The sequence below is a fragment of the Candidatus Pantoea formicae genome (assembly GCF_011752625.1).
In the GTDB taxonomy this organism is placed as follows: domain Bacteria; phylum Pseudomonadota; class Gammaproteobacteria; order Enterobacterales; family Enterobacteriaceae; genus Pantoea; species Pantoea formicae.
This window is the reverse complement of record NZ_VWXD01000002.1, coordinates 596939-623606: the sequence shown is the minus strand read 5'-3', so window position 1 is coordinate 623606 and position 26668 is coordinate 596939. Positions and strand designations below refer to the sequence as shown.

Below are 26668 nucleotides of genomic sequence, written 5' to 3'. Positions count from 1 at the left end.
CAAAGGCCGCTTTCGCGGCCTTTCGATTACAGTTTCTCAACCGCCCAGGCAATTCCGCTGGCGTACTCTTCTGGCAGCAGCGGTACCAAGGCGTTCAGCGCCGCCGCGAGGCGTGCCTGATCGCTATCGGTCAGGTTTAAATGCCCAACCTTACGGCCCGGACGCACTTCCTTATCGTACCAGTGCAGATGCACCAGCGGCTGTTGCAGCCAGGCGACATTCACTGCGGTACCAATCAGATTGACCAACACTGACGGCGCAAACACCACCGGTTTTGGCAGCGCTAATCCCAGGATGGCGCGCAGATGCAGCTCAAACTGGCTAATCGACGCGCCGTTCTGCGTCCAGTGGCCGCTGTTGTGTACACGCGGGGCCAGCTCATTGATCAGCAGGCCTTCAGGCGTCACAAAGCACTCCATCGCCATCACACCGACATATTTCAGCTCATGCATAATGGCGCTAAGCATCGCTTCGGCTTGCTGCTGTTGCGCCGCATCGGCCTGCGGGAACGCCACGCTGGTGCGCAGGATGCCGTCTTGATGCAGGTTGTGGGTCAGGGGATAGAACACCGTGGTGCCATCGTGACCGCGCGCACCCACCAGCGACACTTCACCGCTGAAGTTGATGCCCTGCTCAACGATACATTCGCCGTAGCACTCTTCTGGCAGAGAGTCGGTCTCATTGGCGCGCAAACGCCATTGACCGCGACCGTCATAACCGCCGGTGCGACGTTTCACAATCGCCAGTTCACCCAGTGAGCTGAACACCTGCGGCCACTCGGCTTTATCCGCCAGCAGCTGCCAGGGGGCGGTCGCCAGATTCAGCTGATCGAGCAGCTGTTTTTGCGTCAAACGATCGGCCAGACGCGGGAAAATATCGCGGTTCACAAACGCAGGATGCAGCGCCAGTTCGCGGGTTAGCGCGGTTTCCGGCCAGCGTTCAATTTCTGCGGTGATCACGCTTTCGGCGATAGGCAGAGCAGAAGGTTCTGCATCCAGGCCTACGGGATGAACGGCGATGCCCAGGGGTTCGCCCGCCTGGCGCAGCATACGGCCTAACTGACCGTTACCGAGTACGCAAACCGGTTTCATGCATCCCCCCGCGGATCTGGGTTGTTCAGCACTTCGTCGGTCTGAGTTTGACGCCAGGTGGCAAGACGCGCCGCCAGTTCTTTGTCATGCACCGCCAGAATCTGTGCGGCCAGCAGGGCAGCATTTGCCGCACCGGCTTTACCAATCGCCAGCGTACCAACAGGAATACCGCGCGGCATCTGCACGATGGAGTAAAGGCTATCCACACCGCTCAGCGCGGCGCTTTGTACCGGCACGCCCAGCACTGGCACCAGAGTTTTCGCCGCGATCATGCCCGGCAGATGCGCAGCACCGCCTGCACCGGCGATGATCACATGGAAACCGTTATCCGCAGCGGTTTCGGCAAAGCTGAACAGTTTGTCTGGCGTACGGTGAGCAGAGACCACTTCAACGTGGAACGGAACATCCAGGCTGTTAAGAATTTCCTCGGCGAACTGCATGGTAGCCCAGTCACTTTTGGAACCCATGACGATGGCGATACGAGCCGGGGTGGCGTTGGATGACATGTGGTCAACTCCTGTGAATAGTCGAACGAACCTGGCCGGGCGGGCAGGTAAAGAAGGGCACAGAGAATAGCATGAGATGGCAGCAAGGAAAACGGTTGCGTAGGAGTAAAACAGCCACTATTGCGCGAAGATTTGCAGATTCAAACTGATAAAGGCGAGCCTAAGGCGCGCCCGATATTAAAACGGAAATTTGATCAGCTGCACGCCCGCGGCATCAACCTGAATCATCGACCCCTGTTCATGCCAGGCCCCCAGCACCACTCGCTGGGCACTTTCACCTTGCAGGGAAAGCTGATGTACCGCCGGACGATGGGTATGCCCGTGAATCAGAATACGCACCTGTTGGCGCGTCATCGCTTCTTCAACGGCTTGCGGATTGACGTCCATAATGCTGAGCGACTTATGTTGATTGGCTTGCTTACTGTCGGCTCGCATTCGCGCGGCAATACGCATACGTATACGCAGCGGCAGGGCGAGGAACAGACGCTGCAACCAGCGCTGATGCACTTTAGCGCGGAAGCGTTGATAGCCTTCATCGTCGGTACACAGGGTATCGCCGTGCATGATCAGCACGCGCTGCCCGTAGAGCGTCAACACCTGCTCTTCCGGCAACAGCGTCATGCCGCTTTCATGCGCAAAACGTTTGCCAAGCAAGAAGTCACGATTACCGTGAATGAAGAATTTAGGCACCGGCAGTGCTTTCAGTGCGGCGGCGATTTGCTGGTGCAGCGGATTTGGATCATCATCACCAATCCAGGCCTCGAACAGATCGCCGAGGATGTAAAGCGCATCACACTGCTGCGCTTCACACTGCAAAAAATGCAGAAAACCGGCAGTAATTGCCGGTTCTTCTGTACACAGATGCAAATCTGCGATGAACAGCGTGCGCGACATTACTCGCTAACAGTCACTTTCTGGATGACAACGTCGTCAACCGGAACGTCCTGGTGCATGCCGCTGCGGCCAGTTTTCACCGCTTTGATTTTCTCAACCACGTCCATGCCTTCAACCACTTCAGCGAACACGCAGTAACCCCAGCCCTGCAGGCTTTCGTCACGGAAGTTCAGGAAGTCGTTGTCTGCTACGTTGATGAAGAACTGTGCAGTCGCTGAGTGTGGCGCCTGAGTACGGGCCATTGCCAGCGTACCTTTGGTGTTCTTCAGACCGTTGTTGGCTTCGTTACGGATATCTTCTTTGGTGTCTTTCTGCTTCATGCCTGGCTCAAAACCGCCGCCCTGAATCATGAAACCGTTGATAACACGGTGGAAGATGGTGTTGTCGTAGAAACCTTCACGGCAGTAGTCCAGGAAGTTTTTCACGGTAGCCGGCGCTTTGTCATCGAAGGTTTTGATTACGATGTCGCCATGGTTCGTCTGGAAAGTGACCATTATATTCGTCCTGTTACGGGTGTCGTCAGTATCAACTGCCGCGCCTGCGAAGCGGCGGGGCATTTTTGTAGACGCCTCTTATATCACAATTTCCAATAGCTCGTCAGTAAGGCAGCTATAGAAGGTAAGCGAGCGATGCACAACTGAGAAAAATACGGCACAATGTCCAGCTACGCTGGAAAGGCGTATCCCGCAAACGTAAATAACGGAACCGTTCAATGTTGAAGATCTATAACACCCTGAGTCGACAGAAAGAGGAATTTAAACCGATCCACGCTGGTCAGATCGGCATGTATGTCTGTGGAATTACGGTTTACGACCTCTGTCACATCGGCCATGGGCGTACCTTCGTCGCATTCGACGTGATTTCGCGTTACCTGCGTTATGCGGATTATCAGCTTAAGTACGTGCGTAACATCACCGATATTGATGACAAGATCATCAAACGTGCGAACGAAAACGGTGAGAGCATTGAAACGCTGACCAACCGTATGATCGCCGAGATGCACAAAGACTTTGATGCACTGGGCATTCTGCCGCCGGATCTGGAACCGCGTGCCACGCGCCACATCCCTGAAATCATCGAACTGGTTGAGCGTTTGATTGAACGCAAACACGCTTATGTTGCCGACAACGGTGATGTGATGTTCGATGTGTTAAGTGACAAAGGCTACGGTGTGCTGTCGCGCCAGGATCTGACTCAGCTTCAAGCGGGCGCCCGTGTCGAAATCTCGGAAATCAAACGCAACCCGATGGACTTCGTGCTGTGGAAGATGTCCAAAGCCGATGAGCCAGCATGGAATTCGCCGTGGGGCAATGGTCGTCCGGGCTGGCACATTGAGTGCTCTGCGATGAACTGCAAGCAGTTGGGCACCCACTTCGACATCCACGGCGGCGGTTCGGATCTGATGTTCCCGCACCATGAAAACGAAGTGGCGCAGTCTACCTGTGCGCACGACGGCCAGTACGTCAACTACTGGATGCACTCCGGCATGGTGATGATCGATCGCGAGAAGATGTCGAAATCACTCGGCAACTTCTTCACCGTGCGCGACGTGCTGGCGCATTACGATGCGGAAACCGTGCGTTACTTCCTGATGTCGGGCCACTATCGCAGCCAGCTCAACTACGGCGAAGACAACCTCAACCAGGCACGTGCGGCGCTGGAGCGTCTCTACACCGCACTGCGTCACACCGATGCCAATGCCACTGCAGCGGGCGGTGAAGAGTTTGAAGCGCGCTTCCGTGCGGCGATGGATGACGATTTCAACACGCCAGAGGCCTATTCGGTCTTCTTCGACATGGCGCGTGAAGTGAATCGCCTGAAAACGGAAGACAAAACAGCGTCCGATGCGCTGGCAGCGAAACTGCGTCAGTTGGCGGATGTGTTGGGCATCCTGCAGCAGGACCCAGAACAGTTCCTGCAAAGCAGTGCGCAGGTCAACGATGATGAAGTGGCGGAAATCGAGCATTGGGTCAAAGCCCGTTCCGACGCGCGTGCTGCAAAAGATTGGGCACAGGCGGATGTTGCGCGTGACAAGCTGAATGAGCTGGGCGTGATTGTGGAAGATGGTCCGCAGGGGTCGAGCTGGCGTCGTAAGTAATGCTTTGGGTGTGCTTTCATCGGCACCCAGGCCGAAAATTGTAGGGTACGCATTTATGCGTACCTGGATTCACCGGCCGCAGAATAGCAAAAGGGGCGAACCACAGTTCGCCCCTTTTTTATTTGCCTGAACGTTTAGGCTACGACGGTGATTTTATAACCGGCGAACTCAACTTTCTGGCCTGCAACAATTTTGCAGCGCTTACGCGTTTCAACTGCGCCATCAACGCGTACTTCACCTTCCGCGATCACCGCTTTCGCCTGCGCACCGCTCTCTACCCAACCTTCGAGTTTCAGCAGGTCACACAAATCAACGTGGGCATGTTCGCCCAATGAAAAACTGGCCATTATGCCTCCTCGACGTCGTGATACTCTTCACACGCCACTAATGTATTTTGAATCAGGGTTGCCACGGTCATTGGACCGACGCCACCGGGAACCGGAGTGATGTAAGACGCACGCTCAGAAGCTGACGCAAAATCCACATCGCCGACCACTTTGCCGCTTTCCAGACGGTTAATACCGACATCAATCACCACTGCGCCTGGCTTGATCCAGTCACCGGGAATAAAGCCCGGCTTACCGACCGCCACCACCAGCAGATCGGCATGCTCAACGTGGTGACGCAGATCTTTGGTGAAACGATGGGTGACGGTGGTGGTGCAACCCGCCAGCAGCAGTTCCATGCTCATCGGACGGCCGACGATATTGGATGCGCCAACCACCACGGCGTTCAGGCCATAGGTATCGATGTTATAGCGTTCCAGCAGCGTCACGATGCCGCGCGGGGTACAAGGACGCAGCTTCGGTGCGCGTTGGCACAGACGACCAATGTTGTACGGATGGAAGCCATCGACATCTTTGTCTGGCACGATGCGTTCCAGCACTTTGACATTATCAATACCAGCTGGCAGCGGTAGCTGAACCAGGATGCCGTCGATTTCGCTGTCATTGTTCAGCGCATCGATCAGTTCCAGCAGTTCGGCTTCGCTGGTGGTGGCTGGCAGATCGTAGGAGCGGGAGATAAAGCCCACCTCATCACAGGCGCGACGCTTGCTAGCGACATAGATCTGCGAAGCGGGGTTTTCCCCCACCAGCACGACTGCCAAACCTGGTGCACGTTTACCGGCTGCCAGACGCTGCTGTACTTTTTCGGCAACCTCAAGGCGCACCTGCTGCGCAATCGTTTTACCGTCAATAATTTTTGCTGCCATCAGAGAGGAAATCCATCTGTAGAAAGTTAAATCGGGGATTGGCGCCTATTCTGTCAGAAGCGCGTCCGGCTGTCAGGTAGAGATTCATTTCGCCAGTGCGTTTCACGACTTTCCGCAGTGACGCGAGCCTGCCTTAGCGCGTATTATGTCCCTCAGGAAATTATGTGGATGCCGTGATGATTTGGTTAATGCTCGCCACGCTGGTAGTGGTGTTTGTTGTAGGATTTCAACTGCTGACGGCGGGTTCACGCCACGCCGCGCAAGGGCTGAGTAAAAGGCTGCAACTGCCGCCCGTGCATGTTGAATCCATGCTTTCATTGATGGGCAAAGACGCGGCCAAAGAGTTCACTGACTACATCTCAGGGGATAACGAAACCCATCTGGGCAACGGCGCGGCGGTGCTACTGATTTGGCAGGTGCTGATTGTCGATGGCGGTGACGCAAACGCGGTGCGCTGGCACGGGATTTTGACCAAAGCTGGGTTTTCAGGATTGATTTCGCGACAGCAGCTGTTGTTAGCGTTAGGTTTTTTGCGACAGCTGGAGCCGGAGAGTGCGGAGCTGCATGCGTTGCGTGAGCAGTATAATGCGCGGTTTACGCAGCAGGGGATCGAGCTGGAAGGGGAGTCTGGCGAGGTGAGCAACCTGGTGTCGATGAGCGAGTGGCGCAAGCGGCATTGAGGGTAGGGGGAGTGTTGGGGGGTAAGAGCGGGAGGCTTGAGATTAGGTAGTTCTGTTCGAGATTAAGGACGGATTGCTCAATGATTCAACACTCTGGAGCCGCAGGACGGCAAAAACGTTGACGGCAGAGCGTGCAAACGTATAATCCGACGCAACCACTATGCGCCCTTAGCTCAGCTGGATAGAGCACCGGCCTTCTAAGCCGTAGGTCACAGGTTCGAATCCTGTAGGGCGTGCCAAGCCAAATCAGTGAGTTACCTCTCCCCCTCCGCTTTCAAATTTTTCCCGTGGGACAGATTTGGGACACGACTACCAAAAATCGCATCAATTTGCCTCGTATGTTCCGTCAGATGGTTCGGTGCCAAGTGAGCATACCGTTGCACCATTTCGATACTTTCCTGGCCGCCCATTTCCTGTAATGCCGACAACGGCACTCCGGCTTGAATAAGCCAGCTCGCCCATGTGTGCCTAAGGTCGTGGAACCGGAAATCCTCAATGCCCGCCCGTTTAAGTGCTGCCCGCCATGCAGTATTGTAATCCACCCGCGTTTTACTCACGGTCGCCGTTGTGGTTCCGTCACTTCTCTTCGCTGATTCGGTGTAAACAAATATCCAGTTGTGATGCCGCCCAATCTGTTTGCGCAGAACGGTCTCGGCTGTGCCATTCAGGGCAACGCCAATTGGTCTGCCTGACTTGCTGTCTTAGGGTAGATCCATACCACCCTCCTCTGAAGGTCTATTTGCTGCCATTTCAGGTCAACGATGTTAGAGCGGCTCAGGCCTGTTGCCAGCGCAAACTCTACGTTAGACTCAAGGGGTTCGGGGCATTCATCAATCAGTCGCTGAGCTTCAGCGGTTCGAGCCAATGCACCCGCTTATTTCTTTTCTGTGGCACTTTAATGACCGGCGACTTCTCGATCCACTTCCAGTCACGCTCTGCCGCGCGCATCAGCGCCTTCATCAGTGCAAGGTGCTTGGCCTTGGTCGAAGGGGATACCGCCACCGGCTTATAGGCTCCAAGGTCCATCGCCTTCTTCGCCATCGTGGCCGCCCGCTGATTCCAGCGTTCCTCTGATTTACGGTTGTTCATTTTACTGACGGCCGCATAAATCTTCGCCTCGCTGATGTCCTTCAGCAAAACCCCTTCAAAATGCATGAGCGAGAATCCGATCCGGCCTGGCCCTTGTCTGAATCGATAGACTTCTTGTGTGCCTTCTCTTCAAAGCAGCGCATACAGGCGTCTTCAAACGTCACATCAGGAAAATCCCCGAGACGCTCTATTCGCCACAACTCAGCCTTTAGGAGGTCGTGGAGCTCCTGCGCTTGCATTCTGTTCTCTGTGCCAAGAGATTCTTTAATGCGCTTGCCGCCTGGTGACGTGTAGCTCCCGTATCCCCTAAGGCCATTGGCCTGCCTCGGTATCGGTTCAAATCTCCTGTAAAAGTGAACAGTTCGGCATCCGAACTGGTGTGTCAGATTAATGAGTCGTTAAGTGAGATTGTTTGCCTAAACGGTTGAAGCAGCTTTGTGCTGTGGCGTCACTTTCATGCGTTAACACGCAAAAAGTGACGCGACGTATTAACGCGCAGCGGGGCAAGCGCATGCAGATGTCTGACGGCATAGCAAAGCGCAACCAACGGCGTTTAATACGTGCCAGAATTGGGGTACAGATAACCCTTCAGTATGGGATGTGCCTGTCGTTAAGGGGGTGATGATATTGCTGTTATCGCAGGCAAAAGCTGTAGCCTTGCTTGCAGCAGCATATTAACTGAGGAGAAGACCGAATACAGCATTCTTTACATAATGCCGATCGGCGAGGAAACGCTCGTTATTAGCCGTCTCTTAAGTTTAAGGAACCTTCATCGTCACGTTATAGATGCGTTTTTGTTGACGATACCCCTTTCAAAGGTGAGCAGGTTTACCGCGTCCAGCGTTGTCTTTCAGGTTACGACAACTTTCTTGGTGGTCGCCCGAAGGCGTCAGTCTCAGACCACACTCCATTCCTTATGACTTTGGCTTGTGACCACCCGAAAGCGTTTCTCACTGACCATTCGTATCATCCTGATACTGGAAACATTGGTGGCTGTCCGTTGACAGCAGATATACATGGTTAAAAATACGGCAAAATTATGCTGGTTTTAAGCTTTTTGCATCAGTGAGAAAAGGGAGTAGCCTATCACTAGGTGCTATAGTTAAGGTAACAGGATGTCAGCCTGATGCGCGTATTCAAAACCAAATGGTTCAGCAAGGCGGCTAAATCGCACGCAATTAAAGTTAGTGAGTTATGCGAGGCTATTGAGGCGGTAGTGCAGGTGAAGGCTGACGACCTCGGCGGGGGAGTTTACAAGAAACGGCTGAACCAGAATCGCGACCGCGCCATTATTCTGGCGAAAGGTGGGGAACACTGGTTTTACACATTTCTTTATGCCAAACAGGATATGGCAAACATTGATAATCGCGAACTGGCCGGATTTCGCGATTTAGCAAAGCACTACGCTGCCCTTGCTGATTAAAAGATTACGGCATTGATTAAGAGTAAAGAACTGGTGGATATTTGGCATGACTGCAAAAAGTAAATTCAAGAGTCCTGCATTTGAGGCCATCCACAGCGCGGCTGCAGGATTATTCAGCGTTGATGCCATCCCACAGGAAACGATGCGCAATTTTGATAATGCGTGCCTTAATAACGTGGACGATCTGCAACCTGTTGAGATTAAGGCATTGCGCGAGAAGCTGAACGTTAGTTAGCCGGTTTTTGCCAGCTACCTCAACACCAGTGTGTCAACGGTGCAGAAATGGGAAAGCGGTGTTAAGCGTCCAAGTGGATTATCGCTGAAACTGCTTACCGTGGTGCAGAAGCATGGGTTGAAGGTGTTGGTATAATCTGTAAAAAAAAGGTCATATATAATGTGGTAATTAAATTTATTTTTTAATGAGAATATATATTCATATTTGAGTATATTAATTGAGGGTATTTTTGTTGATTTCCTCCAGTTAATTTTGTGAAGTAATTCCGGAAAAATCACATACATTCAAGGGGTAGTAGATGGAGACCAATCCTGATGGATATATCTCTTTCATGAAGCCAGGAAACAAGAAATGGCTGCCGTTAGATGATAACTCATTCATTTTTTGGCGAGATCAGAAAATTGATATTGGCTTAGACTTGATTGATGATAATGATGACGTTATACCTCCAGCGCCACTAACGGATTCAGATAAGGACATTATTAGAGATAACCGAAATTATTTTAAAGATATTCTGCTTCGCTCTCTCCAGTTACCAAATTTATCATTCTTTGCCGGTAGTGGTACTTCTTTAGGGGAGGTAGGTGGTCCAAGCATGTGGGATCTGTGGGTTCAAGCTATGTGGAAGAACCCATCAGCAAAAAAAGATGATGTTGATTATGGCTGCTTGAAAGAAACGGCTTCTAAAATATGTGATAAAGTAAAATATTCTGAAAAAGAATATCCTAATATCGAACATTTCTTATCACAATGTGATGCTTATTTATCGTTTCATAACGATAAAGCAGTGTCTGATTTTTTAACTGAAGTTAAATCTATAATATTAGATCAATGTCAAAAATTCATAATTTCAAGAAAAAGTAATTTATCATCATATATGATGTTATTGCAGAAAATGGCGAGGCGCCGAGTAAGAGACCCTCGATTAAAAGTCTTTACTACAAATTATGATATGACTTTTGAAACATCTGCATCTGATCTTGGTATGATGGTGATTGATGGGTTTTCATATACAGGGAAAAGAAAGTTCGATGGTAAATATTTTAATTATGATGTTATAAAGAGGGATGAAAATGAGCACGAATTTATAGAGGGTGTTTTTCAGTTATATAAACTACATGGTTCAGTTAGTTGGTCGAGAAGTGATGGTGGAATATATGAGAATAATGATCCATCAGCAAGTTCTGCATGTTTAATTTATCCTGCAAAAGGAAAGTATCAGCAAGCATTTATACAGCCCCACCTAGAGTTATTGTCAAGATTCTTTGACTCATTAAGGGTCAAAAATAGTTGCTTTGTGATTTCTGGTTTTGGGTTTAATGATGACCATCTTTCAGAGCCTATTTACTCAGCTATAAAATCAAATCCTAGCCTAAGATTAATTGTTGCTGATTTTAAATGCGCCACACACATTGAGAATGATGGGAAGAATGGCTCAAGTAAATACTGGAAACTCTTTTCAGAATTAGCATTGAATGGGTATGATATATTTTTCGTAAATGCCTCATTTAAGGATTTTGTTCGCTTGATACCTGACTTAAAAGCATTGACGCCCGCTGACCAGTTAGCAAAAGCAATAAAGCAAGCAGGGGTAGAACGATAGTGGATAATCAAAATTTCATTTCTACAGGAATACTACGTAGTAATCTAAAGGTTGGCATTATATCTTCGGTTTCTGCTCAGGCGGTCAGAGTAAATCTGACTCATGCAGGAAGTGTGAGTGGAAGTTATATTCATGGAAACAGATATGGTAAAGGTGAGGTTGGTGAAATATTATTAATTGAAGGTCAGCAGTCAATCATTTTAGGACGGATGATTGAAGTGAAACTACCTGAAAGAGATCGTAATGAGGTTTCTGAACGTTCAACAGGGAAAGATAATATTGATGCAATAGGCTACATACAACTACTTGGTTCTATTGATATATCAGACCTGAAAGTAGAGTCTGGTATCAAATCATTCCCTAGACTCGGGGATAGAGTTTTTTCTGCACCATTAGAGTTTATTTCACTAATTCCTGAGCTAATAAATAAAGGAATTAATGAAGCAGATGATAATAATGTTTCTATTAATTTAGGTGTGATTTCTGGCGGGATAGATAGTTTTGTTCGAGTTACTCCCGAGAAGTTATTTGGTAGGCATTGTGCTATCTTAGGGGCAACTGGAGGTGGTAAAAGTTGGACAACTTCCAAGATAATAGAAGAATGTTCAAATTATAAAGGTTCAAAAATAGTTATCATAGATGCTACAAGTGAATATAGATCTTTTGATTCAGATAATGTCATTCATTATCATATTGGTAACCCCTTAAATTATCATAGTAATTCTATCGAATTTCGGATCCCTCCAACTGATTTTGTTGAGTCAGATTTTATCGCAATGTTTGATCCTTCAGGTAAGGTTCAGGGACCAAAATTAAAAGAAGCCATTAAAAGTTTACGTCTAGTTACACTTTATCCAAGGATAGCAACTAATGGGGTTTTAGTTAAAATAAATCAACTTAAGACAGATTACCGAAGGGCATTAAATACTAGTGGTAACTCCAAGTTGGTTGATAATCCGTCTCAACCATTTGATGTGACAAAAATAATACCACAAATAATTCAAGAATGTTGTTGGGACAATCAAGATTCGTGGGGGGCTGCTAATAATGATCTTGGCTATTGCTCATCACTTCTGACTAGAATTCAGGCTGTAATTTACTCACCTTCTTTAAATTCAGTTTTTCATGGGGATGAAACTCTTAGTAGTCTTGGTGAGGTTTTTGAAGATTTTTTAAATGGAGATAAAAGAGTTTTACGTCTTTGTCTTAGTGATGTTAGTTATGAGTTTTATGCCCGTGAGATATTAGCTAATGTTATAGGAAGAAAGTTGCTTATATTAGCTAGATCTGAATCCTTTCGAAAGCAGCCATTATTAGTTATCGTTGATGAAGCCCATAATTTTTTAGGTAAAAGAGTTGGCTCAGAGGATCACTCGGTAAAATTAGACGCATTCGAAATGATTGCTAAAGAAGGTAGAAAATATGGTCTGAATATATGTCTTACAACGCAGAGGCCAAGAGATATTACTGAAGGGGTTTTAAGTCAAATTGGAACGCTTCTCGTTCATCGATTAACTAATGATAGAGATAGAGAGGTTGTTGAAAGAGCCTGTGGAGAAATTGACAGAGCGGCGGCAGCATTTTTACCCAGTTTAAAGCAGGGAGAAATTGCTCTTGTTGGCGTCGATTTTCCTATCCCTATGACAATACAGATAGGAAAACCGCTATATCCTCCAAAATCTGATTCTCCTAGTTTTCAAGATATTTGGAGAAAAAATTAATAAAATTCATATGGTGCGAGGTATTTTGAGGGGCAGATTGGTGGTCTATTGTATTTTTAATTAAAATTAATTTATAAAAATTAGTACATATATGATAATGGCGAGTCCGGCCTTCGCACCAATCAAGTCTTTCAAAATCTCCTGTGCATATCAACATCTACCAGCAAACGATGGTATAACAGTTAATGCACCACCCATATAGGGGAATATTTTCCTAGTATTTGGAGCGCTAATCACTTCACGGGACTGTAAACGGCTATTCATATATAAGTAAATGAAAAAATTTTTATGGGGGTAAAGAAAATATTACAAGGTGTGATTTTTAATTTAGATTATTAAATGTATATATCCTACTAATAACTCAAATAATTTTCTTTTGCAATTTCATTCATGTAATTTTCATGCGAAAAGTAAGATGTTTATTAATAGATGGCAGGAAAATGGCATCTACCTGCCAAATTTATTTATATACTGTCCGTCGTTGTTATTTTATTCCAAACTTCACGATGTTCATGCTTGATAGCTTTATCTTTTTCTAGCAAATAAACATATTTAGGTAAGACTAAAGTTGGATCGGTAATCAAGCGAAGGTAATATTTTATTGATGGCATTACTCCGTTTGCAATAACTTGGCAGTTGTAAAGTTGTTTTATTGTTGCTATTTTTTTGTTGATTAGTTCATCTGGGTCACATTTGTTACTTGTCGTTAAAACGTAATATCGATCTAGATGTTTATCTCTAACCTTCTTCACAACATCTTGTATAATAACTTCATCAATTTGTATGTCATGTTTGACCTCGATCGCTTCAAATACTTCTTTAGTTGAAGTCTTGATAATCTCTATATCACCAACTGCACCCGTTTGTGAATCAGCAGCAGAATGCTCTTCAAGTGGTTTAAGTTCCATACCGCTATATCTTGTCATTTGTTCTACAAGTACTTCATATATAGCATAAAGTGCTAACACAGGTAATCTTGATGCTCCCTTAGATGCCTTATACTTATAGAAAAAGTGTTTTTTGAACAATGAAACAATTAACAATATATCTTCCGTTCTTGGGACTGATAAAACAATTTTTTTAGATTCTCGTAATTTTACTTGTAAATAAATAAGATAAGATAGCGCTTCATCAGCAGATTGATCATTACATTCTATTTCATCAAAGACACTCAAAAATGCGGTCTTGATGTCACCAATATTTTCATCATAATCCATCATGTATGGTTTTGGTCTTTCGAATGTTCTTGTTTGCCACCCTGATTTTGCACCTTCGAAAGTATTAGTAGTTAGCCATGGATAAACTACTTTCTCACTCACACCTCTGAAATTAAATCCGGCCGGACGATCTGTCTGATTCTGGATTTGAACTTGATGATAGCGAATATCGACATTGTTTCTTGCTGCTTTGATTGAAAGGCAAGTTACTATATTAGTAAATCCAGTTGACGCTTTCTGGGATAATCCTGATAACTCAATCAGGGATTTTTTTAGAATTAGTGATATATTAGGACTTGGCTCCGAATCATCATTGAAGAGAGTTAGGGCATTATTTAATGCTCTATCTAAGGCTCCAATAATCTGACTGGAAAGAACGTCAGAAACTTCATTGGTTTTTTTATTCATTACTAAAATCCTCTTCCCTGACCGTAAAGTTCATTTGTTTGTTAAATGGGAGTGTAAAAGGATATGAAACCATATATACATCTTTAGGCATAGCTATATTTGTTTCTTTGCAACGAATATCAAAACGATAAGATCTCAATTTTTTTACAAGGGCAAGAAAACTTTTTTCACCAAATTCAGCGCTAAAAAGTTTTGTTAAATGTTCCCGAGAAATATGTTTCGAACAATTATCAAAACTAGAAATATATTTGGCAAACCGCCCCACAGGATTTTTTGCTCTTAAGTCGAAGTCAATTATATCAAATATTGGATGAGGCTCTGTGAAATGCCCGTAAAGCTCGAAGAGTGAATGATATTTGCTGGATTTGATGACCCAATCGTCAACAGCATTCCACATTGTCTGCATCGAGTGATCTGAAACACCATAGCAGACCACATTAATTAATGCTTCGTAATCACTTTTATCATCAACTTTAACTATTTCATCTTTATAAATAGCTATTGTAACTTTTGCGAATATCTTTCTGGAATTATCAGCTTTTACAGAAATGTTAACAATGTTGCCAATAGTGCTAACTTTGACGTTGTTATAATTTGCAGGAACCATATTAGGAGAAATATGGCAGGAATAATCAAGTTCTTTAAATCTTGGTGCGGCGTTGTTCTTATTTACGAGAACTAAATTATGCATGATCTTTGTTTGTGCTGCTTTTTTGCCTTTGCGCTTATCAAAACTAAGTGTATAGTCATTAGGCATTAAGTTGATGTGAACATTTTTTTTAAATATTTGATTGGCGATACTTAACGCCAATTGAAAACTAAGTTTTGGACTTACTGAGTTACCAATTTGTTTTATTACAGAATCACGAGTTCCAAAGAATTTGTATGCATCAGGAAAACCTTGCAGACGCATATACTCACGAATAGTAAATCTTCTATTTTCCCAATGGAAGGGACCAGTATATTTACCCGGGCTTGCAATTAGAGTCTTAATTGGAGTATTGGGTGAAGCTTTATATAGAAAATCAGAGAATCTTGAGCGATAGGCAAAAATAGGCTCTGGATAACCTCTTTTTTCAGTGAAATATAGATAGTTTTCACCGGGAGGAACTAATGGTAAAAGATGAGAATACTTTCCTGATGTAAGTTCAAGTAAGGCTTTGTTTTCGTCATCATTTTGTATGCTGGAAAAAACACCTTTAGGTGTAAAGTGTGGTTTTTGTTCAATTGAGTCAGGCCCAAAAAGCGGGAACGGGAACAAAAAATCGTCATCCATTTTGTGGCCGACCATAATCATCCTCTCTCTTTGTTGAGGAGCACCATAGTCAAGAGCATCTAGAATTCTGTAGTTGATTTTATAACCTAAATCCTTGAAAGAATTGACGATTATTTCCCAGTCCTCCCCCTTATTAGTGCCTAAAATACCTCTTACATTCTCAAAAAGAAATGCCTTTGGTTGAACGTGCTCAACTATTCTACAATATGTTTCAAACAAGGTGCCACGATCATCTAATCGTCCAGCAGCCCCACCTGCTCTCCTACCTGAAGCAGAAAAAGACTGGCACGGGGGACCGCCGATTATTAAGTCAACGTCTTTGGGGAGGGTTTTAGGGTTCAATTCCCTAATATCTTTCTTCTGAATTAAAGTTTTTTCAGAGATCAAATAACCTTTATTCATTTCTAATGATTTACAGCAGTCTTCCTCAATATCAGTTGCATAAACGACGTCAAAACCAGCAAAATCAAAGCCAAGATCTAGCCCGCCAGCGCCAGTAAAAAAACTAAGAACCTTTACACCTTTTCCAACAGATAATCTCGATGCTGTATTCGCTGAGTATGGTAGCTCTGCATAATCATTCATAGAGGGCATGCTATCCGTTAATCTATTTTTGTTAATGATGTTTTTAACAGAACTATTCATATATTTCTCTACAAAGTGATAAATCAAAACAATAGCGTGAGATGCACTCATGCATAACTGTGTAAGTATACAGTTATTTGGGTGATGTTTCAATAAAAAATATCATGTGATGGTAATTATTTAATCTCAAAACTAAACTTTCTTATGTCAAGTTCATACGGATTTAATTAAAGGATGTAAGGTTTAGGTAAATATTCATCATTTATATTTATAGCTTGCAATAATACCTTTTTATTTGAGGGAAGGTGACGATGATTTATCTATAAAATAGAAGGGGTCTTGCATATAAAGATGGCTTTTTCTATAGATATGATGCTTAAAAACAAATTTAATGTTTATTTTAATATAAGGGTTCTCTTTTACAGTACAATTATTTTATATTGAAAAAAGCAATTAACGATTCAAGGTTTTCGAACTTTAATCTTTGATAAAAAAACAAGCCATTACTTCGATATTGATTTTATCTTAAGTGGTTAACCTCGAGATATCTGATAAATAACCAAGGGCTAACGCTTTATCAATATCATAAGAATTGCTGTTTACAGCTTTTGCTACCTCATCCCCGAGCATGATCTTCAGGCGTGTCTCAGCGTTCTTAATCAGGGGGGACTCTTTAAGCGAGTCAGTCGCTTCTGTGCAGATGCTATTTTTGTTGCTTAATTTTTTCTATTATTGGTTTTCTGTTATTGTTATTTTTATTTATAATTAATTTCCCTAATGATTATTAAAAAAATGTAATGCAAAAGATTGATGGTCAAACTATAGACAGCAAGATGATTTTTTATTTAAAATCAAATCGTGCTGCGTTAAAGTGTTTTTTAAAACAATTAATGCTGAATAGGCTTTCCCTATTATCGATGGGATTCATCCAAAAATAGTGGTGTTTTCTAAAGTTAACAAAAATGTAAAAGGCTAAAAATAAAATTGAGCAATTCATATGAATGCCACTACTAACTTAAAATATACGATGCTCTCCGTGCTAATTATTTTATAGAATCAATGGAAAAAATTCACCTATTAACATTAGCCCCTGATTTATTGAATTAATCTCTTAATTGTGTCGCGCATAAAAGTATCTGCAATTTTTACTAATTATTTTAAATTTTCTTTCCCACCTCACGGCAGGAGGTGAAACACTCTCTTTGCCTTTGTGGGTGCTATCGAAAATAAAATTATTCAATATTAATTTCCTACCTCAGTCGTTCGTCAGGTTCTAGTCCTGATAATTTCAAAGATATTGGAATTAGCGTTATTTTTTAAATATAAGAAAGCTTTTTACATTGTCGTTATTATTAGCTCATTTAGTAGATATAAATAAAGCAATGCCCACCCATACACCCAAAAGAAGTAGTTGAAGTCTACAAAACATTCAGCGAACTTGATATTGAAATCGTCGTTGATGTTTGAAGCTTTACGATTACACATCTTGCTGAACCAGAAGAGATTGTTTTAATCGACGGGGAGCAAGTCTGTCGGAGTTGTTCTTGCCAATAACTCGTTAAGAGATTAAAGCTGTTGGGTAACTAATGAGTTATCACGCAGTTCGATAATCACTGAAGAGGACTGTTGGTATATTTGTTAGTATTGAAAATTATCTTTTAAGTTTTATTATTTTTTAACAGAGGGTTAAATACGATGTTCGAGTCCGGCTTTCGCATCCTACAGCTTCACTCTCTTAAAACCCGCCACAATTTCCCCACAGTCAAATCCCTCACCACATAACGCGGCTCTTTCCTAATCCACCCAACCAATCTCCGCACACCCAACAAATCTAACCCCTCAGCATTAAAAAGATACTCATTCTCCCCTAGCCCAAAAGTCTCCTTAAACGATCTCTCCTCAGTCACAAATGAAACCCCAAACTGTTTCTCCGCTTCCTCCAGCAACTCAACCCCATCATCGCCAGTAATCCCCAAATCCGCTTCCAGCCGGGTATGCTCTGTTATCACCGACTTCACATCCCCGGAAAACTCACGCACAAAATCGATCACCTGCTGCAATGTGGGCTCCACGCTCATCTTCCGATTCATTCTCCACCCCTCCATCTTCAATCCCCCGTCACCAGCGGCAAATCCTCCCGCAGTGTCCGCAGCAAATACTCCACAAACACTCTCACCTTACTATTCGCCATCTGCTTTGTCGCAAACACCGCACTCACCGGCATCGTCCCCGTAGCGAACTCCTTTAACACCGGCACCAATGCTCCAGACGCCAAATCCGTTCCTGCGATCCACGCCGGAATCTGTGTAATCCCCAGACCCGCCAGCGCAGCGGCGCGCTGTTGCTCGCCGTCGTTACTCTGGAAACGCCCTTGCGGCATAAGAGTGAGCGCCTTACCTTGCCCATCCATAAAATGCCACGGATGCACACCGCGTCCGCCGTTGAATGCAATGCACTGATGTTCACTCAACTCGGCAGGCGAGGTGGGTTCACCGCACCTCGCAATATACGCGGGGCTGGCTACGGTAATCAGTGGGCTGTCGGCGAGCTTGCGTTGGGTTAGAGCGGAGTCCTGCAGTTCGCCATGACGGATCGCGACATCAATATTCTCTTCAATTAAATCCACATGCCGCTCGGAAACCCGCAGTTCGATATTCAATGCGGGATGCCGCTCCAGCAGGGCAGGCAAGCGGGGGATGATATAGAAGCGACCAAACACCGGCGCGACGGAGATGCGCAGCGTGCCTGAGGCTTCATCTGCACCGTATTTCACGCGGGTTTCCAGCTGTTCGAATTCGTCGCGAAGCCGCTGTGCTCCGTCATAGAAAGCTTTACCCGCCTCGGTTAAGGCGATGCCGCGTGACGATCGCTTGAGGAGTTGGTGGTTGAACTGGCTTTCGAGGGTGGCGATCTGTTTGCTGACGGCAGATTGTCCGACGCCAGCCTCTTTGGCGGCAGCGGAAAAACTGCCGCACTCCACTACGCGTAGAAACAGTCGGATGGCATCAAGACGATCCATATGAAGTCCAAATAGGAATAAATGGTATTCCATTAAGCCAGCTAGTTGCAGGGATTGGAATGGCTTAATGTTGCTCCACACCCTAAATTCTGGAGAACATCATGAACCCAACACGACATCCCTTAAGCCTGCATGACCGCCAGCAGGTTGCGCAATCACTGGCCGAACAGCAGGCGCATCGCAGCAGTTTCAATGGATCGATGCGTGAATACTATGACGCGATGACCGAACAAACACCGCTGGCGCAAGGTGTGCGTGCTGAACAAATCGATGCCTCGGGTTGGTGGCTGCACCCGCAAGCGACTCGCAGCGAACGTGTCATTGTGTTTATTCACGGTGGTGCCTATATGCTCGGCAGCGCAAAGGCGTATCGCGGATTCGCCAGCCAATTGGCAGTGCGCACCGGGTATTCAACCTTTGTGCTGGACTATCCGTTGGCACCGGAGCATCCGTTCCCTGCCGCACCGGATAAGGTTGTTCAGGTGTTGAGTGCGCTGATCGAAGATGGCATCACGAACATCGCATTGGTAGGTGATTCGGCAGGTGGGGCGCTGTCGCTGATGGCGCTGCAATATCCACAGCTGGCGGCACATATTCGTTCAGCGGTGGTGTTTTCTCCCTGGACCGATCTTACCTTTAGCGGTGAGTCGTTTAACGATCCCAACATGCGCGATCCCATTTTCCAACCCGCGATTTTGCAGGATGCCGCTCGCGCCTATCTACAGGGGGCTGATGCTAAAGATCAGCGTGCTTCACCGCTGTTTGCGAAGTCGAGTACGCTGCCACCTTTACTGATTCAGGTCGGCAGTGAGGAACTGTTGTTGAGTGACGCAACGCGCTATGCAACTAAAGCTAAGGAGAGGGGAGGTGTGGTGCAACTGGATATTTATGAGGGCATGCATCATGTATTCCAGCGCGATCTTCAGTTGGATGCCACACGGCATGCATTAGAGGCTGCGGCGGTATTTATTTCGCTCCATCACTGAACTGGCGTTTATTCCCAATCTGAGAACCATGACTTCATTCCTGATCCTTAGCGACCATTATGCTGGGTAATAAGCAGGCTCTCTTCATTTATCACCGGCTATCTCCATCTCTGCATCTCAGGTTTTTTTAGGAAGTCCGGCCTTAATGCCGATACAACCTTTACAAGATCAAATAACAAAGTGGCTGCCACGAGAAACGATGCAGAGGTGAGAGATAGCCAGCGAACGCGGGCATCTCGATGACATAAAGAGATCAGCATTCTGCTCGAGGTGAAGAATGAAAAATGTACTGATTGTGGATGATCACCCCGTGACGCGGTTTGCTATCAAACTGTTAGTTGAAAAGCAGAATATGTCGGTTATTGCTGAGGATAATGACGGCTTGAGGGCATTGTTATTGGTCAAGAATCTGCAACCCGATCTCCTGATCATTGATATCGATATCCCTTCCTTGAATGGCATCGATGTTGTTCAACGTATTCGGCATCAAGATTTTCACACTGCCATTCTTATTCTCTCTGGCAAAGACAGCGAGCATTATCTCAGGCGCTGTGCCGCTGCCGGGGCCGATGGATTTATCAGCAAGCGCAAAGATTTGACTGCACTGGCGGATGCGTTAACGGCGCTGCGTCGGGGTTACGGTTATTTTCCCTCATCACGTTCTCGTCGGCTGATGATGGTCGATGCGCACAACAGCGTTCAGGATAAAATGGCCTCGCTCTCGGCCAGGGAAATTGACGTCATGCGCTATCTGGCACAAGGATTAAAGATTGTCGACATCGCCAAAGCCATGAAAGTTAGCGATAAAACCATCAGCACCTACAAATGCCGCATGATGGAGAAGTTAGAACTCAAAAATATGATTGATCTCTACGACTTCACTCAGCGGCATAATCTGGATTAACAGGCGTTAAGAGAGGCAAATCAATCCCCCTCGCAAAGAATGAGCCCCTTTAAGCGCCATTAGGTTCCTGCAGAAATCCCTGAATGGCCTGATTCAGGGTTTGCACGCAGGCCAGCGTCTCATCAAGCCGTTGTTTGATTTGGGTTTCATCGACGGGTAAGCCACAAGCCGCTTCCAGCAAACGGCATTGCTCTGCCACGTCCAGCGCACCAATAATCTGCACCGATCCAGTGAGCCGATGCAGGCTTCGCTCCAGCGCTGGCCAATCGCGTTTGTCGTAACTGGAGCAGGCCACCTGCATATCGCGCAGGTTTTCTTCACGGGTGGCGCTGAGTAAACGCTGCAACATCTCTTCGTCATGCTGGGCCAGCTCCTGTAGCGCATTGAGATCAAGCAGTTGGTGCAGCTTTGAATTGAAGCTGCTGATGGTGGCTGAACGCGGAATTCTATGCAGCAGCGCGTCCAGTTGTGGCAGGCGTAACGGCTTAAACAGGCAATCATCCATGCCTGCTTCCAGGCAGCGCAAACGCTCTTCCGGTTGTGCGTTGGCGGTCAGTCCCATAATCATCAATGGGCCGCGCTGTTTCTTGCGCAGTTGTCGAGTCAACGCAAAGCCATCCATCACCGGCATACTGCAATCGGTAATCACCAAATCAATCGCGTTTTCCTGCCACAGCCACAGCGCTTGCTCGCCGTTTTCGGCCTCAATCACGTTGTGCCCCAGTCGGCTTAGCTGGCGTTTCAGTAGTAAACGGTTGGCGGGGTGGTCATCAACCGTCAAGATCGTGAGGGGCAAATCACAGCGCTCTTGTTGAGGAACGCTTTCGACGGAGGCTTCCACGCTTTCGCGGCTGGATACGGGAAGGCGGACACAAATACGCGTGCCACGTCCCGGATGGCTGTGCAGATCAATGGTGCCGGACATCATCGCGACCATCTGTTCGCAGATGGCTAATCCTAATCCTGTTCCACTCTGTTTTTTACCGGAGGCGGATTGTTCGTAGGGATTGAAAATCAGCTGCTGTTCAGCCTCACTAATGCCAATACCGGTGTCCTGTACGATCAGTTCCAGCTGTATTAGGTCACCTTCAGCGGGCTTGCTGCGTACCTGAACTTCAACCGAGCCCCGTTGAGTGAACTTAATCGCATTGCTGATCAGGTTGGAGAGAATCTGCCGCATGCGCATCGGATCAATCAGGATTTCATCCGGGTGGAGCACATCAACGTGGTAGTGCAGCAATAACCCTTTCTGTCGGGCCAGACCGGCAAACACCCGCACCACAGGTTCTGCCAGTGTTTCGAAGCGCACCCATTCGGCTGAGAACTCCAGTTTGCCGGACTCGATCTTGGCCATGTCTAAAATATCGCCGATCAACCCCATCAGTGATTGTGCTGATTCATAGGCAACGCGCACCGACTCCTTATCACAGGGCTGCTGCTGACGGTCGGTGACGGCCAGCTCCAGCAAGCCAATAATGGCGCTGATCGGGGTGCGGATCTCATGACTCATGGTGGCGAGGAAGGTGCTTTTGGTACGGTTAGCCTGTTCGGCTCGTTCTCGGGCCAGAGAGAGGTCGGTGGTCAGCCTTTCATGATCGGTCACATCCTGCCAGCTACAGATGATCCCCGCGATGTTGCCCTGATTATCACGGAAAGCTTCAGCCTGATGGATCACCTCGCGCATTTCGCGGCCGTTATGAAGCTGACCCCGTTGCGGCACCATCACCAAAGACGTTTGATCAGCCAGTAAGGCCATTTGCGCCTGACAAACAGCATGCAAGGGATGGGTGGTGTCGCTGAGGGGCAGTTGGCTGGCGGGGTTGTGCTCATCGTTAAAAAATTGGCTCCATGCCGGGTTTTTGTTGGTCATCACGCCCATGCTGTTAACGACATAAATCGGCACTGGGGTGCTGTTAAAAAGGGTGTTCTGGAAGGTGGCTTGCTCCTGGAGGCGGGCCTGGGCCTCTTTGCGTTGACGCACTGCGCGATGCAAATGATAGTTCCAGAACAGCGAGGTGATCACCAATAGCCCAAAGATCCCCACCAGCAAATAGAACTCCTGGCGATAGGCGAGCCAGGTGTCGAGTTTGACATCCGGCGTGCCCTGCCATTTCATCGCCAGCAGTGAAATATCGCGCGGAGGCAGTGCCGCCAGCGCTTTATTCAAGATGCTCTGGAGTTCCGGATTATCGCGGCCAACAGCAAAAGCAATACGAGCGGGGTTCTCCCCCAAACGTGCAGAAATTTGCAGTGAATGACTGAAATAGCGATCGATCAGGTATCGTGCTGCGATCAGATTATTGACGGCACTGTCCACCTGTCCTTCATTAACCATCTGCAGGGCGATGCTGGCGTTCTCAACGTTGATCAATTTGATATGGGGATAGTTCTCTGCCAGCCAGGAGGTGAGTTCATGGTGTGGAGTGATCGCCAGCGTTGTGATCTCATTCAGTGCGTTGGGTGCCCCCAGCGCATTTTTACTCACTAACACATAGGGCGGTAACACGTAGGGGCGGGAAAACAGCGCCCGCGCTTCTCGCTGTGGGCTAAACGTCAGTGAACCCACCAACTCCGCCTGCCGGTTACTCAGCTTGTCGAGCATGTCATTGACCGACGAAGCTTCGACGATTTCGAACGCAAGCCCAGTACGCAGATGAATTAAGCGCAACAGGTCTGCTGTCATGCCGTTAAAGGCCTCTTGCCGGTTCTTGAGGGTAAAGGGAGCATCGAGAGGGTTGATCGCGACACGCAAGGTTTTGTGTTGCTGCAACCAGCGCTGTTCATGTTCGTTAAGCGGGAGCGGTTTGGCGGCCAGCGATGCAGGCTGGCTTTGTCCCCACGGGTAAAATAGGGCGGTATGCAACGGCTGTGGGATCGCATTGAGTACGGTATTGACGCTACGGTGCAGCGGAGCATGTGTGCCTGGAAAGACAAATCGAGGGCCAGAGTCCGTTGGCTCAAAAATGCGAACCACGGCGAGTGTGGATGCGTAATTGCGCTCAATTAAATCGCTGGCTGAGTTTAAGTTGCCAATAAACACATCATTTTCACCAAATGCCACCGAAGCCAGCGCACTGAGGGCGGAAGGATAGCGGGTGATTTTGGCCTCGGGGTAGCGGCTTTCCACCCACGCATCACTGAGATAGCCACGTGGCATAGCAATATGCAGCAGTGCAGGGGGCTCCTGCATCACAGAGAGCGTGTTTTCTCGCGATACCATGACAGGGTAATCATCAATAAACGATGGGCTGACCAGTAAGCCTGGCGGGGGTTCCGGGCTGCCTGCGCCATCTACCAGCATATCAATACTGCCCTGTTGCAGCGCTTCTAAGGCGGCGCTGCGGCTGGAGAAGTAGCCAGCGGAAATCCGCAGACCTAACGAGTGCAACACCAGCTGCGTGTAATCGGGTGACAGACCTTCGAGGGTGTTTGAATCGATGATGCGATCAAAAGGGGGATTTTCGGGTGCATAAAATCCCACGTTGATTTCACGTTTTTTACCCAACCAGCGCCAGTCACTATCAGGTAAAAAAAACGTCAAGGATGCAGGCTGTTCACGGCTAAAAAGCTGCATTGAACGCGGCTCTTCAGCTTTGGCGGGAAGGATTAGCAGGCCGAATAATAGGCCTGCCAGGCAGAGAATTTTTAACATCATCATATCAGGAAATATTATTACGTTTAGCGAACTCGTAAAGCCCTACCATATTATCAATATCGAGTTTCTCCATCAGGCGGCGTTTATAAGTGCTAACGGTCTTATCGCTAATTTTCATTTTTTGCGCCATCTCCACCACTTTCATTCCTTTGGATAAAAACACCAGCACTTGTAATTCCTTACTGGAGAGTGCGGCAATTTTAGCTTTATCTTCCTGTTCATCTTCAGGCATGCCATGGCGTTTGCGGTTCAGGGGAAAAAAACCGTATCCCGCATTAATCGCGCGAATCGCATCATGTAATTCCGTCATATTATTGCGTTTGCTAATAAAGCCATCGGCACCTGCGTTGGCACTCCGCTTGATGTAGTGGTCAACGTCTTTCCCGGTCAACACTAAGATGCCGCCTGCGAAGCCGTTATTGCGTAACCGCTGGACCAAATCGATGCCATTGTATGAGGGCATATCGATATCCACGATAATTAAATCCGGTGAGAGTTTTTTGGTGAGATTGAGGGCTTCATAACCGTCATCTGTTTCACCGACAACGGTCATGTTATCTGTTTCAAGCAGCAGCTTTAAAGCCATCCGAACCACCGGATGATCATCAATAATAAGGACGTCCTTCATATATTATTCCTGTGCGTAATCGAATAGGCTATTTATGCGTGGTTGTTTTATTTTTGACGGATTTTATGGTTAAAGTTTTTCATGTGCAAACACTAATTTGGTAAGGTGATCCCTACAATATATTTATCTACTCCTGACTTAATTTAATCTTAAATAAGATTTATTGACGTTAATTCACGGTGCTATTTTTCATGATTTGTTTTTTAATGATATTTCGGGGTTAAGGTGAAGGGTTGTTATTAAGGCGAGACGCGCCTTTTTCAGCGCGAAAATCATCCTCACCTTAGCTTTCTCTCTACAGGACAGTGTTGGGGGCGTTCGCGCACACTTTTCATCACAGCGCGCTGCTGGGGGAAATCAGAAACAGCTGACGCGCGGCTCGATGAATTAAACGGGCTGGCGTAAGGCCAACCAGACTTTTTTCAGCAGAAAGGTGAGGGGGATGGCCAGAATGGCCCCGGTCATGCCGAGCAGAGCCTGCCAGAACAGAAAGGCCAGTAATTGAACCGTCAGCGTCATATTCAGACGTTTTCCCAGCATCAGCGGTTCGAGCACCGAACTTAACATCAGATTGAGTGCGACAAAAAATCCCACCATCATCAGGCTGGTTTTGATATCAAACAGAATGAAGGTCTGGATCACGGGCGGAATCGCGGCCAGAAACGAGCCCAGCACCGGAATGTAGTTGAAGATAAACATCAGCACGCCCCATAAAAAAGCGAACTTCAGCCCTATCATGTGTGCCACTGCCCAGACAATCACGCCGCCCAACAAGCCCGTTAACGTCTTAACCCGCGCATAAACAATCACACTCTGAATCCCTTCTTCCAGGGCGTTAAATAATTTGGCGTGCTGCTCGCTGGCGCGCAGCACTCGCTTAAGCAGCGGCAGTTCAACCAGCATAAACAACAGCATCAGAAACACCATAAGCCACCATGACAGCAACCCCGGAATCATGGAGAGCTGTGTGGTCACGAAGCGCACCACGGCACCGGCATCAACAAAGTTCAGCATCTCATCGGCGGTGAGCATGATTCCCATCTGACTCAATGATTGCGTGAGATATTGCAGCTTGGCTGCCACGAGATTAGGGGCCTGACGACTCAGTTTGATGAGATCGGGCGCTGAGGCACTGAGCGACATGATGGTAATGACGATCAGCGTCAGTAAGATCACAATCACCAGTAAAGAGGAGAGCACGCGTGGGATGCGATGCTGTGCCAGGCGGCTGATCAGCGGGTCGAGCATGACAGCGAGGAAGATGGCTAACAGCACCTGGTTAATCAGCGGCGCGGCGAGCCGCAGCCCCAGTAAAACGAGGGTGAGGCTCGCGAGCAGAAACAGCGCTTGCGCAAGTGGGGAAAGTGATTTTAACCAACCCTGGTACATCGGTGCCTTCTCCGGTAAACGGACGGTTGCTACCGCGCAGCAACCGCC

Annotated in this window: 20 protein-coding genes, 1 tRNA gene and 4 pseudogenes; 9 read left to right on the top strand and 16 right to left on the bottom strand. The window is 47.1% G+C overall.

The window, feature by feature from the left end:
* Positions 1-26: 26 nt before the first annotated feature.
* From purK to ppiB, 4 genes are all read right to left on the bottom strand, one after another.
* The gene (gene purK / locus F3J38_RS07600; protein WP_167136487.1) at positions 27-1091 is read right to left on the bottom strand and encodes a 5-(carboxyamino)imidazole ribonucleotide synthase; all 1065 of its coding nucleotides are present in this window, start codon (positions 1089-1091) and stop codon (positions 27-29) included.
* Positions 1088-1597, bottom strand: coding sequence for a 5-(carboxyamino)imidazole ribonucleotide mutase (gene purE / locus F3J38_RS07595; RefSeq protein WP_167136485.1), 510 nt, complete (start codon positions 1595-1597; stop codon positions 1088-1090). Before purE ends, purK begins: the two co-directional genes overlap by 4 nt.
* A 177-nt stretch (positions 1598-1774) precedes the next feature.
* Positions 1775-2491, bottom strand: coding sequence for a UDP-2,3-diacylglucosamine diphosphatase (gene lpxH / locus F3J38_RS07590; protein WP_167136483.1), 717 nt, complete (start codon positions 2489-2491; stop codon positions 1775-1777).
* Complete coding sequence (ppiB, locus tag F3J38_RS07585) at positions 2491-2985, bottom strand: peptidylprolyl isomerase B (RefSeq protein ID WP_034828227.1); 495 nt, start codon at positions 2983-2985, stop codon at positions 2491-2493. The genes lpxH and ppiB overlap by 1 nt, the downstream gene beginning before the upstream one ends.
* Positions 2986-3203: 218 nt before the next feature.
* On the opposite strand from ppiB, the gene cysS reads away from it, so the two are divergent.
* The gene (gene cysS, locus F3J38_RS07580) at positions 3204-4589 is read left to right on the top strand and encodes a cysteine--tRNA ligase (protein ID WP_167136481.1); all 1386 of its coding nucleotides are present in this window, start codon (positions 3204-3206) and stop codon (positions 4587-4589) included.
* A 134-nt stretch (positions 4590-4723) separates the two neighbouring features.
* Here the strand turns inward: cysS and ybcJ are convergent, their stop codons facing one another.
* The gene (gene ybcJ / locus F3J38_RS07575) at positions 4724-4936 is read right to left on the bottom strand and encodes a ribosome-associated protein YbcJ (protein ID WP_167136479.1); all 213 of its coding nucleotides are present in this window, start codon (positions 4934-4936) and stop codon (positions 4724-4726) included.
* Positions 4936-5802, bottom strand: a complete 867-nt coding sequence (gene folD, locus F3J38_RS07570; RefSeq protein WP_167136478.1) for a bifunctional methylenetetrahydrofolate dehydrogenase/methenyltetrahydrofolate cyclohydrolase FolD — start codon at positions 5800-5802, stop codon at positions 4936-4938. Before folD ends, ybcJ begins: the two co-directional genes overlap by 1 nt.
* A gap of 176 nt (positions 5803-5978) precedes the next feature.
* Here folD and F3J38_RS07565 point away from each other — a divergent pair, with 176 nt between their 5' ends.
* On the top strand, positions 5979-6482 hold the full coding sequence (locus tag F3J38_RS07565) for a DUF1198 family protein (RefSeq protein WP_084935499.1): 504 nt from the start codon (positions 5979-5981) through the stop codon (positions 6480-6482).
* 162 nt (positions 6483-6644) lie between these two features.
* Positions 6645-6721: transfer RNA gene (locus tag F3J38_RS07560), tRNA-Arg, on the top strand.
* Between the two features lie 15 nt (positions 6722-6736).
* On the opposite strand, the pseudogene F3J38_RS28455 reads toward F3J38_RS07560, so the two are convergent.
* Positions 6737-7472: pseudogene (locus F3J38_RS28455) on the bottom strand (site-specific integrase); the annotation flags it as partial.
* Between the two features lie 74 nt (positions 7473-7546).
* A pseudogene (locus F3J38_RS28450) lies at positions 7547-7903 on the bottom strand (integrase); the annotation flags it as partial.
* 794 nt (positions 7904-8697) lie between these two features.
* On the opposite strand from F3J38_RS28450, the pseudogene F3J38_RS07550 reads away from it, so the two are divergent.
* From F3J38_RS07550 to F3J38_RS07535, 4 genes and pseudogenes are all read left to right on the top strand, one after another.
* A pseudogene (locus tag F3J38_RS07550) lies at positions 8698-8991 on the top strand (type II toxin-antitoxin system RelE/ParE family toxin); the annotation flags it as partial.
* A gap of 49 nt (positions 8992-9040) precedes the next feature.
* Positions 9041-9364 (top strand): annotated as a pseudogene (locus F3J38_RS07545) (helix-turn-helix domain-containing protein).
* 163 nt (positions 9365-9527) lie between these two features.
* Positions 9528-10832, top strand: coding sequence for an SIR2 family protein (locus F3J38_RS07540; protein WP_167136476.1), 1305 nt, complete (start codon positions 9528-9530; stop codon positions 10830-10832).
* Positions 10832-12553: an ATP-binding protein gene (locus tag F3J38_RS07535; RefSeq protein WP_167136474.1), complete on the top strand. Its 1722-nt coding sequence runs from the start codon at positions 10832-10834 to the stop codon at positions 12551-12553. Before F3J38_RS07540 ends, F3J38_RS07535 begins: the two co-directional genes overlap by 1 nt.
* A gap of 464 nt (positions 12554-13017) precedes the next feature.
* On the opposite strand, the gene F3J38_RS07530 is transcribed toward F3J38_RS07535, so the two are convergent.
* From F3J38_RS07530 to F3J38_RS07510, 5 genes are all read right to left on the bottom strand, one after another.
* Positions 13018-14178: a hypothetical protein gene (locus F3J38_RS07530; RefSeq protein ID WP_167136472.1), complete on the bottom strand. Its 1161-nt coding sequence runs from the start codon at positions 14176-14178 to the stop codon at positions 13018-13020.
* On the bottom strand, positions 14171-16150 hold the full coding sequence (locus tag F3J38_RS07525) for a DNA cytosine methyltransferase (protein ID WP_167136470.1): 1980 nt from the start codon (positions 16148-16150) through the stop codon (positions 14171-14173). The genes F3J38_RS07530 and F3J38_RS07525 overlap by 8 nt, the downstream gene beginning before the upstream one ends.
* Before the next feature lie 414 nt (positions 16151-16564).
* On the bottom strand, positions 16565-16669 hold the full coding sequence (locus tag F3J38_RS28445) for a hypothetical protein (RefSeq protein WP_370661718.1): 105 nt from the start codon (positions 16667-16669) through the stop codon (positions 16565-16567).
* A gap of 1097 nt (positions 16670-17766) precedes the next feature.
* Complete coding sequence (locus F3J38_RS07515; RefSeq protein WP_205298149.1) at positions 17767-18129, bottom strand: acyl carrier protein; 363 nt, start codon at positions 18127-18129, stop codon at positions 17767-17769.
* Positions 18130-18146: 17 nt separating this feature from the next.
* Complete coding sequence (locus F3J38_RS07510; RefSeq protein WP_167136468.1) at positions 18147-19058, bottom strand: LysR family transcriptional regulator; 912 nt, start codon at positions 19056-19058, stop codon at positions 18147-18149.
* 101 nt (positions 19059-19159) lie between these two features.
* Here F3J38_RS07510 and F3J38_RS07505 point away from each other — a divergent pair, with 101 nt between their 5' ends.
* Both F3J38_RS07505 and F3J38_RS07500 read left to right on the top strand, forming a co-directional pair.
* Positions 19160-20044 carry an alpha/beta hydrolase gene (locus F3J38_RS07505; RefSeq protein WP_167136466.1) on the top strand — a complete coding sequence of 295 codons (885 nt, stop codon included), beginning with the start codon at positions 19160-19162 and terminating at the stop codon, positions 20042-20044.
* Between the two features lie 277 nt (positions 20045-20321).
* Entirely contained in the window at positions 20322-20948 is a 627-nt protein-coding gene (locus tag F3J38_RS07500; protein WP_167136464.1) for a response regulator, read from the top strand.
* Between the two features lie 49 nt (positions 20949-20997).
* Here F3J38_RS07500 and F3J38_RS07495 read toward each other — a convergent pair whose 3' ends face one another.
* From F3J38_RS07495 to F3J38_RS07485, 3 genes are all read right to left on the bottom strand, one after another.
* A complete protein-coding gene (locus F3J38_RS07495) occupies positions 20998-24522 on the bottom strand; it encodes an ATP-binding protein (protein ID WP_240155915.1) in 3525 nt (1174 codons plus the stop codon).
* An 85-nt stretch (positions 24523-24607) separates the two neighbouring features.
* Positions 24608-25231, bottom strand: coding sequence for a response regulator (locus F3J38_RS07490; protein WP_167136462.1), 624 nt, complete (start codon positions 25229-25231; stop codon positions 24608-24610).
* Between the two features lie 387 nt (positions 25232-25618).
* Positions 25619-26620, bottom strand: a complete 1002-nt coding sequence (locus tag F3J38_RS07485) for an AI-2E family transporter (protein ID WP_167136460.1) — start codon at positions 26618-26620, stop codon at positions 25619-25621.
* Positions 26621-26668: the final 48 nt, after the last annotated feature.

Coding starts and splice junctions, on each gene's coding strand:
- purK (WP_167136487.1), bottom strand. CDS start 1,091: ATGAAACCGGTTTGCGTACTCGGTAACGGTCAGTTAGGCCGTATGCTG.
- purE (WP_167136485.1), bottom strand. CDS start 1,597: ATGTCATCCAACGCCACCCCGGCTCGTATCGCCATCGTCATGGGTTCC.
- lpxH (WP_167136483.1), bottom strand. CDS start 2,491: ATGTCGCGCACGCTGTTCATCGCAGATTTGCATCTGTGTACAGAAGAA.
- ppiB (WP_034828227.1), bottom strand. CDS start 2,985: ATGGTCACTTTCCAGACGAACCATGGCGACATCGTAATCAAAACCTTC.
- cysS (WP_167136481.1), top strand. CDS start 3,204: ATGTTGAAGATCTATAACACCCTGAGTCGACAGAAAGAGGAATTTAAA.
- ybcJ (WP_167136479.1), bottom strand. CDS start 4,936: ATGGCCAGTTTTTCATTGGGCGAACATGCCCACGTTGATTTGTGTGAC.
- folD (WP_167136478.1), bottom strand. CDS start 5,802: ATGGCAGCAAAAATTATTGACGGTAAAACGATTGCGCAGCAGGTGCGC.
- F3J38_RS07565 (WP_084935499.1), top strand. CDS start 5,979: ATGATTTGGTTAATGCTCGCCACGCTGGTAGTGGTGTTTGTTGTAGGA.
- F3J38_RS07540 (WP_167136476.1), top strand. CDS start 9,528: ATGGAGACCAATCCTGATGGATATATCTCTTTCATGAAGCCAGGAAAC.
- F3J38_RS07530 (WP_167136472.1), bottom strand. CDS start 14,178: ATGAATAAAAAAACCAATGAAGTTTCTGACGTTCTTTCCAGTCAGATT.
- F3J38_RS07525 (WP_167136470.1), bottom strand. CDS start 16,150: ATGAGTGCATCTCACGCTATTGTTTTGATTTATCACTTTGTAGAGAAA.
- F3J38_RS28445 (WP_370661718.1), bottom strand. CDS start 16,669: ATGCTCGGGGATGAGGTAGCAAAAGCTGTAAACAGCAATTCTTATGAT.
- F3J38_RS07515 (WP_205298149.1), bottom strand. CDS start 18,129: ATGAATCGGAAGATGAGCGTGGAGCCCACATTGCAGCAGGTGATCGAT.
- F3J38_RS07510 (WP_167136468.1), bottom strand. CDS start 19,058: ATGGATCGTCTTGATGCCATCCGACTGTTTCTACGCGTAGTGGAGTGC.
- F3J38_RS07505 (WP_167136466.1), top strand. CDS start 19,160: ATGAACCCAACACGACATCCCTTAAGCCTGCATGACCGCCAGCAGGTT.
- F3J38_RS07500 (WP_167136464.1), top strand. CDS start 20,322: ATGAAAAATGTACTGATTGTGGATGATCACCCCGTGACGCGGTTTGCT.
- F3J38_RS07495 (WP_240155915.1), bottom strand. CDS start 24,522: ATGCAGCTTTTTAGCCGTGAACAGCCTGCATCCTTGACGTTTTTTTTA.
- F3J38_RS07490 (WP_167136462.1), bottom strand. CDS start 25,231: ATGAAGGACGTCCTTATTATTGATGATCATCCGGTGGTTCGGATGGCT.
- F3J38_RS07485 (WP_167136460.1), bottom strand. CDS start 26,620: ATGTACCAGGGTTGGTTAAAATCACTTTCCCCACTTGCGCAAGCGCTG.